Consider the following 14,974-nt stretch of genomic DNA (forward strand, 5'->3'; position numbering starts at 1 on the left):
GAAGGGGCTCCATGGCGGAGTGCTGCATGAATGCGCGGTTCAGCCGCTCACTTCAACGTTTTTGCTCACCGGTCCTCATCGGCCTCCAAGAACACGGCCTATGGCATGGAGAGGGCGCGCAATCCATCCCCCCAAACGCCCGGAGGCAGTCTGGAGAATTTGGCCGAAAACGACTGGCGTCTGAAAAAACCTCTATCGCCCGCCGCTTTCAAACGCCAAACCTACGGTCGAGGATGAGGTCCTATACTTTCTCCGAGGCGGAAACCGTCAGCAGCCGTGGTGCGCATGATCGATACGATTGAAGGCTGTGTTCAGGGCTATTGGAACGGCAACATCGTCGGATGGGCCTGGAATCCGCGCCAGCCGGGCATGAGTCTCGTGCTGGAGGTGGTTGTCGACGACACGGTCAGGGCCCTTGGCATCGCCAACCGGACGCAGGACGCTTCGGCCACCTCCGGACGCGGCGACGGAAGCTACGGATTCAGCATTCCACTGCCTTTGGACGAGGGGGATCTGGCCCGCGTGCGCGTCGCCAACAGCCACTTCATGCTGCCCGGCGAGGCGCTCGGTCCGGCCCGCGCCACGGCTCCGACCGTCGAGGGCTACGTCGAGCACAGCCGCGGCCTGGTGGTGGAGGGTTGGTGCTGGGACCAGGCGGCACCCGACCGGCCGCTTCGCGTCAAGGCGATCGTGGACGGTGTGGCGGTGGCGTGGGCCACGGCCGATGAATTCCGCGGGGACCTGCTCGACGCCGGCTTCGGCAACGGCAGGCATGTCTTCAGAATTCATCTGCCGCCGGAGCTGGCGGATGGCCGGGAACGCCCGGTCACCATCGAAGCCGAAGACGGCGTTGCCCTGAAAGGCGGCCCGGTGCGGGTGTTGGCCCTCCCCCATGGCCCCCGCTCCGTGCTCCATTCGCTGATGCGCGCGCTGCCGCTCGAAAGCTCCCAGCGGATCATGGCGCAGGTCAGCGTCATCGACCGCTACATCCAGCAGGTCGAAGCGCGCCATCCCTGCTCCATTCCCTGGCACGATTATGAATTCTGGCGGATGTGCTTCGGCGGCTTCGCGCGCGGGGACGACCTCCCGCCGACCGCCCTTCCCGCCCATCGAATAATCGGCGGCACCTCATCCATATCCATGCTTCCGGGTCTGGCCGACCAGCCCGAGATCCTGGTGTTCGTCGATTCCTTCGCGCAGCTGTTGCCCGGGGCGCTGCACCGCGCGCTGCGGCTGTTCACCGAAACCGGCGCCGATATCCTGTATGCCGATGCGGAGGTGGAAACCCCGGATGGGATCCGGCCATGGTTCCGCCCGGACTGGAACTACGACCTGTTCCTGTCGCAGGACTACACCTGCGGGATCTTTCTGGTCCGCTCGGGCCTTCTGGCCGGCAAGCCTCCCGCCCTCACCATCCCGGATGCGAAAGTCTCCGCCATCGAGGACGCCAAGCCCGACCGGATCGTCCATGTTCCAGAAACGCTGAGCCGCCTGAAAGGGGCGGACCAATGCACCGACGGCTGGATCCCCGCCATCCAGAATCACCTGCATCGCCGCGGCTTCCCCGCAACCGTCCAGGCGGCGGCCGGGAACGGAGCGAGGCGCCGCGTGCGGTGGCCCGTCCCGCATTCCCGTCCCCTGGTCAGCCTGATCGTTCCCACGCGCGACCGGCTCGATCTGCTCAGGACTTGCATCGACAGCATCCGCGGGCGCACGACCTATCCGAATTACGAGATCATCGTGATCGACAACCAAAGCCGGGACGCGGAAACTGTGGCGTATTTGCGGCGGGAATCCGCAACCGGAAGCATCCGCGTGGTTTCCTACGATTCCTACTTCAACTTTTCGGACATGAACAACCTGGCCGCGGGGATCGCCAAGGGGGCTGTGCTGGGCTTCGTCAACAACGACGTCGAACTCATCACGCCCAGCTGGCTGGAGGAGGTTGTCGGGATCCTCAGCCGTCCCGAGGTCGGGGCGGTGGGAGCCAAGCTGTTGTACCGCAACGAGATGCTCCAGCATGGCGGGATCGTCATCGGCGTCGACGGGCTGGCGGAGAACGCGTTCCAACACACGCACCGGAACGACGACGGGTATTTCGGCAGGACCAGCGTCGCGGGGAACTATTCCGCGGTCACCGCCGCCTGCCTGTTCTGCCGGACGGAAACGTTCCACGCGGTCGGGGGCTTCGACTCCGCAAACCTTCCGGTCGCGTACAACGACGTGGACCTGTGCCTGCGCATCCGGGAAAGCGGAAAGCTGATCGTCTGGACGCCGCATGTCGAACTTTATCACGACGAGTCGGTCAGCCGCGGCCGCGATGTCCCACCCGACCGCCAAGCCCGCGCGCTCCGGGAAGAGATGCACATGCGGGCGCGGTGGCGGCACGCCATGCTGCGCGACCCGCACTACAGCCCGAACCTGAACCTCGACAAGCGTCCCTTCACCGGCCTGGCCCTTCCGCCACGCCATATCTGGGGGGAGTCGATGCTCCGTCGGTAAGAGACCCTTGCGGGGGGGAATCCGCCTTCTCCGGTGATGGTAAGATTTTTCTAGGACAATATACCTTGACATAGCCTTGCGGCGCCGCCTAGGCTGCGCCGATCAAGGCCCTACTGTGTCTTTTTTTTACCCCGCCCGGCTTCGCCGTAGCGGGTTTTTTTGTGCTCGCGACGACGAGCCGGGAGAAAGCCATGCAAGGATTTCGAACCTATCAGGACGATATGGGATTGCCGACCGCAATCCTGCATCCGTCCTCCAGCCGCCACGTCGTGGCGCTGACGGCCGGGGTTGGCCAGACGGTCACCGTTCCGAATGAAGCGGCCAGTGTTCTGTTCAACGCCACCGGCCTCTTCTGGGTGCAGTACGGCGGCGGCGCCGCGCTGCCGACGGGAAGCGACCTGAGCGGCGGCGCTCCCGAACTGGCTCCCCAGGCGCGGCGGGTCGAGGCCGGCACCGTCCTGGGGCTGGTTGCTCCGGCCGCCTGCCTCGTGTCGCTGTCCTTCTTTGGAGGACGGTCATGAGTGGGGCTTATCATCATGGCATGATCGTGCCGCAGCCGCTGCCCCCGTTGCAGGTGACCGGCGGCTCGGCGGCGGCGGCGGCCGTCGGCTTCGCCGGGGACCCGGACACCGGCCTGTTCTCGCCCGTCGCCGACACGCTGGCGATTGCGACCGGGGGAGCGGAACGGGTCCGGGTGGACGCCGGCGGTCGGATGGGCGTCGGATGCAGCCCGACGGTTCCCCTGGAAGTCCGGGCCGGAACGCCGCAGATCCGCCTGTACGACGGAAGCGCCGTCGATGCCCGCTGGTACACCGCCGGCGGAAGCGGTGCGACCATCTTCGGCAACCTCAGCAACCATGCCTTGGCGCTCTACGCCAACAGCGCGGAGTTCCTGCGCGGCCAGCCTGACGGCAAGGTCGGCATCGGCACGGTTTTTCCCAGCGCCCGGCTCCATGTGGCCGGCACCGGCCAGAGCCTTCTGGCGACAACCAGCGATTCCGCCTCGCCGGCGATGCGCGCCCATGTCAGCCACGGCGCCTACGCCAGTCAGGCGCTTCTGCTCGACGCCGACCGTCCGGGATCGAACGGGTTCATGTTTCTGCAGGCGCGGGCCGGCGTTTCCTCCACCCCCGACACCAAGTTCAAACTCCTGGGCGACGGCAGCGCCTACGCTGACGGGGCTTGGACCGGCGGGGGCGCCGATTACGCCGAGTTCTTCGAATGGGCCGACGGCAACCCGGACGCCGAGGACCGGCGTGGTCTGGCCGTGGTGCTGGAGGGCGGGCGCATCCGTCCGGCACTGGCCAGCGACCCGCCCGCCCGCATCGTCGGCGTGGTCGGCGCCAACCCGACCATCGTCGGCGACGCCGCCTGGAATTGCTGGGCCGGCAAATACCGGCGCGACGATTACGGCGGCCTGCTGACCGAAGAGTACGAACTCGTGGAGTGGCAGGAAACGGTGCCGGCCGCCGACTCCGGCGGCCTGCCCGGCACCCGCCCGCACCGCTGCCCCGCCGACGCCATCCCCGAGGACACGGCGGTTCCTCCAGAGGCCCGCCGGACGGTGCAGCGGCGACCGATCCTCAACCCGGCCTTCGATCCGGCCCGGCCTTATCGCCCGCGCGCCGAACGACCGGAATGGACGATTGTCGGCCTGATGGGGAAACTGCGCGTCCGCCAGGGCCAGCCCACGGGCGACCGTTGGATGAAGCTGTGCACGGTCTCCCCCGCCGTCGAGGAATGGCTGGTGCGGTAGCCGCTTGCCCGTCCCCGGACCCTGGAGTTCACATCATGTGGACTCCGGGGCTCGCGGGGCCGCCTCTGGAAATCTCACATATCGTGGACTGCCCTCGATGACCCATTCATCGACACCCTCGACTTCGAATTCGATCTTGTGGACGTTTCCATCCAGAAAGCGGTCGTCGAGCGCGACGCAGACACCCGCTGCGCCAATGAACCCGGCCGGCTCGAGATCGTCCCGCGGATAGTCCGCTTTGACGGTGGCGACCTCCTGGTCGTCGATCTTGTACCGGATCGTGAGGCCTTCGGCGGACTGGCCGTGCCGGTAGACCCATCCGCGCTGCGTCTCATTGAGTATGTCCTCCAGGACTCCGAAGACGGCGGGAATTTTCAGAACCTGATCCTGGCCACCGATCCGCACGGACGACGCGTCCTTGATGGACAGCCGCATGGTGCGCTCAACGCCATCGTAATAGGAAGCCGGAACCTTGTACTGGAAGCCGTGGTGGAAATTCTCACGGCAGTATTCCAGCAAATCCCCACGGTGCAGATTCGCTTCGATGTTGCCGACGACGATTCCATCGATCTCGATCTGGACGGTGATGGTCGTGTGCTCGTTCGTCAGGTCAAGGGCCCAGCCATAGATGTAGCCGGCCTGGAATCGCTCCAACTGGCCGACAACCTGGGCGTTTCCGCTGATTTTGAGATACGCCTCCGGTGAGGGCATGATCTTCGCGATCGCCGCGTCCCGCTGCTCGGGCGTCGGACTCAGCCCGAGCGCCCCGATCAGTTCGTCGACGAACTTCGCAGGGTCATGAAGAACCTTCTCATACGAGAAGCCCAAAGCCGGAAAGCGCGTCGTCAGGAAGCAGTCAAGCAACTCGGCCTGAAGCTGCCCGGTGCTTGCCACGGCTTCGGCCGGATCGCGCCGCATCGCTTTGCTCATGCGCTGACTGATGGCGATCGTATCCCGGAAAATGAAGATCAGGACGGGCTTCTCGAGCCACTCGAAGATCTCCGGCGTGCGGAAGATGTTGGGGATCTTGAACCCCCAGACCGGATGGGCGGCATCCCGGCGTCCAAAGATGTCCTTGATGGTCAGGACCTTTTCTTCGGTGCGTCCGGCTATCAAGCTTTTGATCGCAATACCGATTTCATTGTCCTCACCGGTCGCCTCCAGCGATTCGCCCATGAAGACGCCGAGCGTTTCCAGTGCCACCGCAACCATAGAGGTTCCGCCCCGTTCGATGCCGCATACGACAAGGCAACGCCGGCCGTCGAAACCCGCACTTCGTAGAATCATGACATTGAAAACCTTACCAGAACACCACCTTACGGTTAATTGAACGAATAGGCCACACCCGTCAATAAATTATATTTGCCTCGATAAAAAAACAAAATTCTACGTATCCAGTAATATTTCGAATACGCCCCGTCATCCCACAAATGTTGGCGATCAATAACGCTCCACAATCATCTATTAAAAAATTTTTACTTCATAAAATTGCTGCAACTATTATGATGTGGATAAGATTTTCGTCATGATATGCAAAGTTCAATTTTACGTTTTGAACTTCACATTAGCGATTCGCTGTTGCTGTCATGCTCCTTATGAATTACCCTCTTTCCGTCCTGAAGCCTTGCAAAGGTGCCGTCCCCATGAGTTTGGTTCCAGTTTCCGAAGAACTAAAAAAAGCCCTTACCGAAGCTGGCGTTGCGAATTTCTGGACACCTGGGATGACGAACGTACCGCTGGCCGCGACGTTTGAACCGCCATGCCATGTCCAGTGGATGAATTGGGCTTATGGCGGTTCCATGGGGGCTTTCAGCTACGGGGTGAGCGGCTATTTCTTTGGTGCCCGCATTGGCCGCTATTGCTCGTTCGGCGAGAGCATTCAATGCGGACGCGGGAATCATCCTATGGATTGGTTGAGCACCAGCCCGTTTCAATATATGAATGATTTCCGGTTTCCGGTTGGCCAAGGATGGCCGCAAGCCGATCTCTACCGTTCCTACAGCGTGCCGCCGCAACCTAACTCAAATTTGCACGGCCCGAAGGATACGGTCATTGGAAACGATGTGTGGATCGGTCATGGGGCCTTTATTAAAATGGGTGTAACCATCGGTGATGGCGCTGTCATCGGTGCCTGCTCGGTTGTCACCCGAGATGTTCCTCCCTACTCGATAGTGGTTGGAAACCCTGCCGTTGTAAAGCGTTTGCGTTTTCCCGAAAAAACTGTAGAAAAACTTCTTTCGATCAAATGGTGGGACTACGCACCTTGGGACCTCACCGATGTATCATTTGCCGACACTGAAAGGGCGATTGACGAGATTATTGAGAAGAAGGAAAACAACCTAATAACGTCCTACCGTCCAGATCTAATAACAGTAAAAGGAATTACAGAAAATTTAAAAAACGCTAATGCTTAATAATATATAACAGAAATTTAAAAAATTTATATTCCTATAATATTATAAGACAGAATCTAATTGCGGCTGGGCCTTCTGGAGTCCCAGCCGCAATTAGATTTTTTTAGCTATGCTTGGTTCTTTTCCGCAAGAAGAACTCGGCGATTTCTGGTCCCATACACTGTCCCAGGGTACTTCCGAAGCAGCTCCTCGCTGGGCAGAATTTCAGTCACAGAATCGAATCCGACCTGATAAAGCGCATCAATCATCCCACGATACGTCGGGTGGAGCTCGACGATTTTCCGCGTATCATTTGCATGCGCAAGATGTGAAAACTTTACATGCCGCGAAACAGTTTGGACCCACCCCGAGAATTCAAAATTGTGAATAATCGTGTCAATCAGAACAAACCTCTTTGACTTTTCATGCATGAGCTGAAGAAGGCCAAGAGGATTTGACAAGTGGTAAAAAATCCCTAATGCGGAAATAAAATCATAACATTCATTGCCCTTTCCTTCTAGAAACTCATAAGCGTCAGCAACAAAAAACTTTGACTTCTGGTCACCAGAAATACTTTTTAGAAACTGAGCCTTATCAATATTAACTTCGCCAATATCAATTCCGGTTACTGACAAATTTTTCCCATGACTTAACATAAGAGGAATAATGCCGCTGTTCGTTGCAATATCTAACCAGCTTCCTTCAACAGAAAATTTCTTCATAAGATATGAGAACATTGACATTCGAATGATATAATCATTTCTCCCCTCCGCCCGGATATAGTCATCGAGTCGGCCAATATCTATAGAATCAGTAGAAATTCCTGGGCAAATATCAAATGAATACCCCCAAGGAGCCAAGCCCCTAGCTCTCTCTAAATCACGAGAAATTAATCTCTCCTTTGACAAGGGGCCTGGAATATATTCATCGCTCTCACCAACCTCAAAAAAGGGAACAAGCCTCTCGAATTTTTCCGGATGCTTATCCTTATATTCACAAAAACTGGCCTCAACGACATCAACGTTACAGCGAGATTCTTTGTCATAGAGCATTTTCTTCTCCGAACGATGTGTGAAACTGCGGATGTTCTGCTTCGACTTTCGAATGGCAATAAAACGCTAAGGAAAGCTAGCCCATTCTAACTCCCCAATATAGTCTGGAGAGAATGCGCCGACCTTAGAGTTGTGGGGACTAATTGCTTCTGCAACGGCATTACTCGGCACGGCAATCCAAAAGCCTAGCTCCCTGGAGCATTCCGGCACCCCGAGAGATTGGTGGACATCATTGCGCACCACATTGACCGGCGCACTTGCCACCGGCTTTCCTTTGTGCAGAAGAACAACGTATTTCGGTGCCCTTTTCAGGATTGGATCGAAAGCCCAACCGGACACGATCCGATGTCCCGCCTCGCCATTGCGGACGGAGTCGATGTACCCCCGCACACGCAGATTAGGAAGGTCGCCGGCCAAGTCGGCGGCGACCCGTGCCGACAGATCCTGGAGTTGCTGGTTGAGCTGATGTTCGGCGCGGACCAACGTCGACAGGCTGTCCAGCGACGCCTGCACCTCAACCCGTGCGGAGATGATCTGGGTCAGAAGCAACGTGCGTATGGCATCGCCGTCCTGCCCCATCAGCCGCTGCAACGCGACTTCCTGCTCGACGAGACCGTCAACGATGTTCGGTCCGCAGTCGGGGAGAAGCGTCGTCAGCACGGACCGGGTGACGTCGATGATCCGCGATCCCGCGACGTCGCTCCAATAGGTCAGGGAGCCGATCGAACTCAACGCCCAGTGCAGCCCCCGGAACACCACATGGGAAAGGGGCGGCTTGCCCATAAGCTCCCATTCCCGGTCGAAGAAGCGCAGCCCTTCGGCGCTCTGGACGATGTTGAGGGGATTGCAGTCGATGAATTCCCCGGGAAGCACGCGATCGTCGCCGGAAGCGACGGCGTTCTCCTCAAGATAGCCGATCCAGGGCCTGCACCATTCGGCGATGGCCGCCACGTCGCACACCGGCCTTTTGGCAAGCTCCAGCAGGCCGCCCATGTACCAGCGCCCCGCAAAGAAGGGTTCGCTCTCCAGCTTCCAGACGATGCCAGGCGGGCCGCCGCCATCATCCTCGCCACCGTCCCCGTCGCCGTACAGCGGCGCACGCCGGACGCCGAGATGCCCCCCGTCGTTCCGTGAAATGATCGTTTCCTTGCTGAACGCCTTGCCGTTCCGGGCCGTGTAGTAGAAGACGAGATCCGTCCCGCTCCCGGCGGGCAGGGGCTCGGGGGCGGCGACGACCAGGAAGGAGTTGGCCAGATCGGCGGCGAGGCCGTTCTTCGCGAGGTTCGGCCAGACGAACTGTTCGGTGGCGAGCCGCTGGTAGGAACGGCTCTGCGTCGGGGCCGCGGCCCGCAGCAGGAGCGCCTGGAGATCGATCTCCGGGTGGTCGGGCGCCGTCTGATGAAGGACGACCTGCGGGAGCTTGTAGTCCGGAAAGGGCAGAAGCAGGTCGGTGTGGCCAAGCCCGGCCCGGCCGAGAAGGTCGAGCAGTTCGCGCCGCCCGAAGGTCTTGAACTGGTTCGGCCGGTACCGGTCCTCGATCCCGTAGAACTGGACCATCTCATGGTCCTCCGGCGCCCCACAGAAATATTTGAGGCCGAACCGGTTCTCGATCGCGATGATCGCCCGGCCGCCCGGCGCCAGATGCTTGCGGACCTTGGCGAGGAAGGCGTCGAACGGGTCCCGTTCCCCGTCCTTGAAGAAGGAGGGGCTGTATTCGAGGACGCCGATCACCAGGACGGTGTCGAACGTCTCCGTTTCCGGAAGGCAGGAGAAGTTGGTGGCCCACACTTGCGTGTTGGCCAGCCCGCGGCAGCGGGTGGCGCAGATGCGCGCGCGGCGCAGCGCCCCCTCCACGACGATCAGTTCGTCGGCCTGTTCGGCGATGTAGGGGGACAGCGCCCCGCACCCGCCGCCGACCTCCAGAACGCGGCCCCGCAGGAGATGCCTCACCGGCCGCAGCAGGTTGAGGCGCAAGGGGCTGAAATGATACTCGGTCGGCCAATCCTTGATGTGGCGGCTCAGGCCCGGCGATCCGGGGCCGACGTCCGGCTCGGATTCGACGATCGCCAGGATGGCGTTTTCCGTCGCATCGCCGTCGGTGTAGGCGATCTGCGCGGCCGGATCGGTGTCGATGAGCAGATTGTGGAGATCGGCTTGCCGCTCGAGTTGCATCGTCTTTCCGCCCTGCTCCTAAACCCATGATCCGTGCCGCACACGCGGGGTGCCGGCCGCGTCAGGCGCTCAGCGGCACCGGTTGAATCGCCGGGCTGTGCGGCAGGCCCTTTCCGGCGGGCCGGCGAGGACCCAGGAAGAAACGCCGCAACCCGTCCTCGACCAGAAGCCGGGAGCAGCCCGCTTCCACGGACATCGTGGTTGCCAGTTCGACATAGGGCGCCCATTGGCGGCGCCAGTCCTCGATCGAGCCGTCGCCGGCGGGACCGCCGCCCTTCAGCTCGTTCCGGCTGAGACAGGACTGGCACGCCGCGTCGTTCCGCAGGCCACAGAAGGAGCCGCTGTGGTCGATCAGTGTGCGGGTCGGGCAGAAGAGGGCGTAATCGCCCAGCCGCACATGCAGCTTCACCCGCTCCTCGGCGGGCCGGCGGGCCAGCAGCCGCAATGCCTCGGCCAGAACGCCGTTGGGGATCAGACTGTAGACGCCCATCTCCCGGATGTCCAGGAGGCGGAACAGCGCGAGCAGGGCCTCGGCCGAGCTGGTGTGGAAGGAGGCGGCGGTTTCCTCCACGAAGACGGAAACCCGAAGGCTGTGCTCGCCGCTGGGGGTGATCCACACACAGGCGCCGCCCTGCTCGCACAGCTCGATCTTCTCGCGCTGGGCGGCTTTGGCCGAAGCGGCGGCCAGGTCGGCGACGATGGCCCGCGCCGGCGCCTTCAGCTGGGTGGAGACGAGCCGCGCGGCGATGATCGTGCGCAGCCCGAACAGCTCGTCCTTGCTGAAGTAGGAATGCACCATCCCCTCATACTCGGGATAGCGCGCGTTGATGGTGCGCAGGTTGCGGGCGATCAGCTCGCGCTTCTCCTCCGCCAGATACACGCCGCCGTGCTTGTGCCACACATGCATGTTGGGCAGCAGGATGTTGCGGTAGCCCAGGCGATGGGCCTTCAGGCACCAGTCGTTCTCCTCGCCGTAGCCGAAGCCGAAGGCCTCCGCGTCGTAATAGCCGATCTTCTCCAGGGCGGCCTTGTTGTGGGCCATGCAGAAGCCGACGCCCGACGGCAGGGTGAGCCCCCCGCCCTCCCAGCCGATGTCCTGGAAGGCGCGGTCGATCACGTCCACCGGCAGGTCACGGAAACGGAGGTTGTCCTCGCCGACGATGGGGAAGCTGCAGGAGGCGCCGGCGTTGGTGAAGGGAGTCACCGTCGCAATGTCGTCGTTCTCGAGGATCGGCTGCATCAACCGTTCGAGCCAACGCGGCGGCAGGACGAGGTCGGTGTTCAGAACGACCACATGGCGGCCGGGCGTGGCCGCCTCGTAGGCGGCGCTGATGCCCTTGATGTAGCCCTCGTTCTTCTCGACCCGGACCAGACGCATCTGGGGCTTGTGCCGCTTCCAGACCTCGGACAGCAGACCGATCACCGCCGGGTCGTCGTTTCCGTTGTCGACGACCGTCAGCTCGAACGGGAAGCCAGGATCGGCGAAAATGGATTCGAAGAAGGGAGCCAGGAAATGCAGGCCCTTGTAGACGGACACCAGGACATTGACGGGCTCCGCCGCCGCACCCGCGCCGCTGGGCGGGCGAGCGGCGCCGAAGCGGCCGACCACATCGGCAAGATCATGGCCGCCGGCGTGGCCGACGCTGAGCCCGGAAGTGATGACCGGGGCCAGCGGCGTGAGCGAGAACGCCTTGTCCGGATCGGCCGCGGCTTCGTCGTGGCTGAACAGGGCGAGCGGCAGTTCGGTCGCCGTGCCGTCCTCGAAGACCACACGGAGGTCGATCTGCGCCCGCGTCCCCACCTGGAGCCCGAGCACATGCAAGCCCGATTTCAGGGCGGCCTCGCAGCGGCCATTGTCCTCGAAGACGTCGTTCCGCACGAATCCCCAGGTCGCCGCGCGGACATCGCTCCCCAACGGTCCGGTCGAGCAGACTTCGATCCGGGCGATGGGGCGTTCAGGGTCGAACAGCCAGCCGCGAAGGTTCAGCAGGCCGTCATAGCCGACATTCTCGATGTAGCACTTCATTGGGCTGCCCCCGCCTGCGACCGCTCGCGCAGATCGATGAATGTGAGATACGCGTCCGTGTACCGGTCCGGAGACAGGCCAATGTCGATGGAGACCGGGGCGGCCAGGGTGGACCGCCAGGTGTAGGTCTCCATGAGGGCGCGCACGATGATCTCCGGCGTGGACGGGAAGGGAATGTGCGTGCCGACGCCCAGGGCGCGCAGGCGCTCGCCCACCGCCCCCAGGTCATAGCTCACCGGCGTCAGCCCGGCGGCGAGCGCCTCCGACAGGGTGTAGCAGTAGGTTTCCGGCCAGACGCTGAGGAACAGCGCGAGCTGGCAGTCCAGCGCGGCCAGCCGCTCCGGAAGCTCCGGCTGCTTGTAGCCGCCGGTGAGGGTGATGTTGTCCAGCCCATCGAACTTCGACGTGTCGGGAACCGTGCCGACGACATAGAAGTGAAGATTGAGGTTGCGCCGATCGGACCAACGGGCGAGCCGGATCAGGTGCTCGAACCCCTTGTGCGGGCCGATGCCGCCAATGACCGCGACGCCGATCCGGCTGGACGCGGCACTCCGGCGGGTGTGGACGGCGGACGGAACGGCTTCCGCATGGGTCAGGACGTGGAGATTGGCCTCCGGAACGTACCGCTTCATCCGTTCCAGGACGTCGCCGGACGGCGCGAGGACCGTTCGAGCCCCCGCGAGCAGCGCGCCATGGTGCCGGCGCCACGCCGACACGGTCCCGCCCAGGGCATCGTAGCTGTCCTGCACGTTGTCGTAGCAGCCCGACATCGCGATGCAGCGATTGCACGCGGAGGCCGACGGCTCGCCGCAATATTGCCCGCTGTCGTCGATCAGGGTCACCCGCGGACAGACCCAGTAATAGTCGTGGATCGTCACATCGTAGGGAACGCCCAGCCGTTCCGCGATCTTCCACACCGCCTCCACATGATTGATGACATGGTGGATGTGGACAGAACGGATGTTCAGGTTCCGGGCGACCTCGGTCAGGCCGTCCTCGGTTTCGCTGAAGGCGACGCGGCGGCCAAGCCCGGACACCGGATCGTACAGATCGGCCAGCCCGCCATGGACGGGCCTGAAGAACAGGGGGCGCACCCCTGCCTCCTCCAGCATCTCGGCCACGTCCCTGCAATGCCGCAGAATTCCCCCGTCGAGGTTGTGCATCACATGAAGGACGGTGGGACGCCCATCCCGCAGCAGCAGATCAACGGCGACCGCTTCAGCCATCGACCGGCAAAGCGCATGATCGTTGGAGGAGAGGAAATCCGTCCTCCGCAGGGCCGGGACGCTGCTCGGCACGCAGACGGCGTCGGTCAGCCCGTGCAGGTTCTCGCTGTCGGACAGGGTGCCGAGCCAGAGATCGAGGAAATCGGCAAGGGAGAGTTCGTCCTCATCCTCCACCGGGGCCGCGTCGAGAAGGGGAGCCAACCGCAACAGGGTGAATCCGGTTCGGGGCGCCTTCAGGAAGGCCAGCCTCGGCTGCGCCGCCGCGGTCACCGCCGGGCCGGCTTCCAGGTCAATCCCCAGGTTCCGGCGGATCGCCGCGGCCGCCTGCGGCCCCCGGCCCTTCGGCGCAAACGCCTGGGCGTCGGACAGGGTCAGCAACGACAGGGAAGTCAAAGCCGGGTGGGCTTCGAACTGCCGGCACCACACGCGAACGGCCTCGGGCGAGGGAACACTGTCGGCGGGGACGATCATCAAGCCTCGCAGGCTCTTTTCCCCACGCCCCTCGACGAACGCGGCGGGGGCCTGCATGAACAGGCGGACGAAAGCGGATTCCGCAAGGCACGGGACACCGGCCTCGTACAGCCGCTTGATGAAGTCGTTGATTTCCGCGCCCACCGTTCCCGTTCTGACAACCGCGACATCGAGTCCCGGAAGCGTGAAGGCCTTCAGGGAGGCCAGAAACGCGCCGAAGTCGATTGCATCGGCCGTTTTCTCGTCGACGAGCACCGCCATGGTGACCGGCATCCCGCGGGTCGGCGAATGGACGGTCTCCAGGACATGGAGCTGACGCTCCGGGCCGTAGATCGTCTGATCGTCGTTCCAGTAGCTCTCCCGCGGAACCCCCAATATGGCCGGGAGATTGTGCAGCGAGGAGTGGAGGATGGAGAGATCGACGCCGCCGCTCCCCGGCACCGAGGGGCACATCCCCATGATGGCATCGATGAAACGGGCCTTCATGCTGTCCAGGCCCCGCGCCGAGTAGAACGTCAGCGGCGCCTTGGTCAGCGGGACATCCACGCCATGCAGCTTGACCGCGATGCTCAGGACATCGCTTCCCAGATTCTCCCTTGAGATGTCCAGGTGGAAGCCGTGGCGGGTGCTGCCGTACTCGCCGAAAAGATCGGTTCTGACGCCATCGGCCAGAACCGTGAAGGTCTTCTCGTTGGCGGAGATATCAAGCTTCACCGGCCCGGACCCAGGGGTCTTGTTGATGATCCAGCCGGAAATCTTATGGAAGTCCACGGAATCGATGAATCCGCGATAGTCCGCCTGGTAGGTCCTCGGCGAACCGTGAAGCGGGACCCCGTTGCAGCGCACCTCGATCGTGTGCGGACGGCCGTCGACGCAGATCGGGGGCAGCGGAATCGAGTAGGCGGAATTCCTGATGTGGATGCCTGTCGAGGCGAGGTCGGCGCGGGGATGGTCCGCCGTCGCGCTGCCGCTCGGCACGCCATCCACGTACAAGTCGACGCGGCACGGGTCTGTGAAGGAGCGCGGGCAGCACCAGCCCTCTGCCGCCCCATCCTTGATGTAGTCGAAGAAGCCGTCGAACTGATCCTTGCCCAGGAAATAGGGGCCTCCCGGCAACGGGGCCAGCACGCCGTCTTCCTGGACGGCGAACACCTCGACCTTGTGCGCGGCGCCGCTGAAGAACCGGCCGGGCAGTGGGATGCGGAAGCCCGTGTGGGCTTCCGGGCCGTTGCCGAGATACGGGAAGTGGCAGTTGGCGATGCTCTGGGCGATCGTCTGCCCGTCTATATGGACGACCACCCTCGCATGGTCTTCGCAGCCCTCTCCCCAGCTTGCCCAACCAGTGGCGAAGACACCGGAGAAACCTTCAAAGCGTC

9 protein-coding genes are annotated in these 14,974 nt (G+C 62.5%); 4 read left to right on the forward strand and 5 right to left on the reverse strand.

Features of this window, described 5'->3' with window-relative positions; all coding sequences use genetic code 11:
* Positions 1-285 precede the first annotated feature (285 nt).
* The 3 genes from AC1DVI_RS07295 (at position 286) to AC1DVI_RS07305 (ending at position 4,258) form a co-directional block, all read left to right on the forward strand.
* Positions 286-2,502 carry a glycosyltransferase family 2 protein gene (locus AC1DVI_RS07295; protein ID WP_476957361.1) on the forward strand — a complete coding sequence of 739 codons (2,217 nt, stop codon included), beginning with the start codon at positions 286-288 and terminating at the stop codon, positions 2,500-2,502.
* A gap of 191 nt (positions 2,503-2,693) precedes the next feature.
* Positions 2,694-3,023, forward strand: a complete 330-nt coding sequence (locus AC1DVI_RS07300; protein WP_476957362.1) for an NAD/NADP transhydrogenase alpha subunit-like protein — start codon at positions 2,694-2,696, stop codon at positions 3,021-3,023.
* A complete protein-coding gene (locus AC1DVI_RS07305) occupies positions 3,020-4,258 on the forward strand; it encodes a peptidase G2 autoproteolytic cleavage domain-containing protein (protein WP_476957363.1) in 1,239 nt (412 codons plus the stop codon). Before AC1DVI_RS07300 ends, AC1DVI_RS07305 begins: the two co-directional genes overlap by 4 nt.
* A gap of 33 nt (positions 4,259-4,291) precedes the next feature.
* Here AC1DVI_RS07305 and AC1DVI_RS07310 read toward each other — a convergent pair whose 3' ends face one another.
* On the reverse strand, positions 4,292-5,470 hold the full coding sequence (locus tag AC1DVI_RS07310; protein ID WP_476957364.1) for a hypothetical protein: 1,179 nt from the start codon (positions 5,468-5,470) through the stop codon (positions 4,292-4,294).
* A gap of 431 nt (positions 5,471-5,901) precedes the next feature.
* On the opposite strand from AC1DVI_RS07310, the gene AC1DVI_RS07315 reads away from it, so the two are divergent.
* On the forward strand, positions 5,902-6,672 hold the full coding sequence (locus AC1DVI_RS07315) for a CatB-related O-acetyltransferase (RefSeq protein WP_476957365.1): 771 nt from the start codon (positions 5,902-5,904) through the stop codon (positions 6,670-6,672).
* Between the two features lie 107 nt (positions 6,673-6,779).
* On the opposite strand, the gene AC1DVI_RS07320 is transcribed toward AC1DVI_RS07315, so the two are convergent.
* From AC1DVI_RS07320 to AC1DVI_RS07335, 4 genes are all read right to left on the reverse strand, one after another.
* Positions 6,780-7,703, reverse strand: coding sequence for a class I SAM-dependent methyltransferase (locus AC1DVI_RS07320; protein WP_476957366.1), 924 nt, complete (start codon positions 7,701-7,703; stop codon positions 6,780-6,782).
* Positions 7,704-7,769: 66 nt separating this feature from the next.
* A complete protein-coding gene (locus AC1DVI_RS07325; protein ID WP_476957367.1) occupies positions 7,770-9,875 on the reverse strand; it encodes a class I SAM-dependent methyltransferase in 2,106 nt (701 codons plus the stop codon).
* A 61-nt stretch (positions 9,876-9,936) separates the two neighbouring features.
* On the reverse strand, positions 9,937-11,901 hold the full coding sequence (locus AC1DVI_RS07330) for a glycosyltransferase family 2 protein (RefSeq protein WP_476957368.1): 1,965 nt from the start codon (positions 11,899-11,901) through the stop codon (positions 9,937-9,939).
* Positions 11,898-14,897 carry a glycosyltransferase gene (locus AC1DVI_RS07335; protein ID WP_476957369.1) on the reverse strand — a complete coding sequence of 1,000 codons (3,000 nt, stop codon included), beginning with the start codon at positions 14,895-14,897 and terminating at the stop codon, positions 11,898-11,900. Before AC1DVI_RS07335 ends, AC1DVI_RS07330 begins: the two co-directional genes overlap by 4 nt.
* Between the last annotated feature and the right edge of the window lie 77 nt (positions 14,898-14,974).

The sequence above is a fragment of the Azospirillum sp. P4_B5 genome, assembly GCF_056402275.1.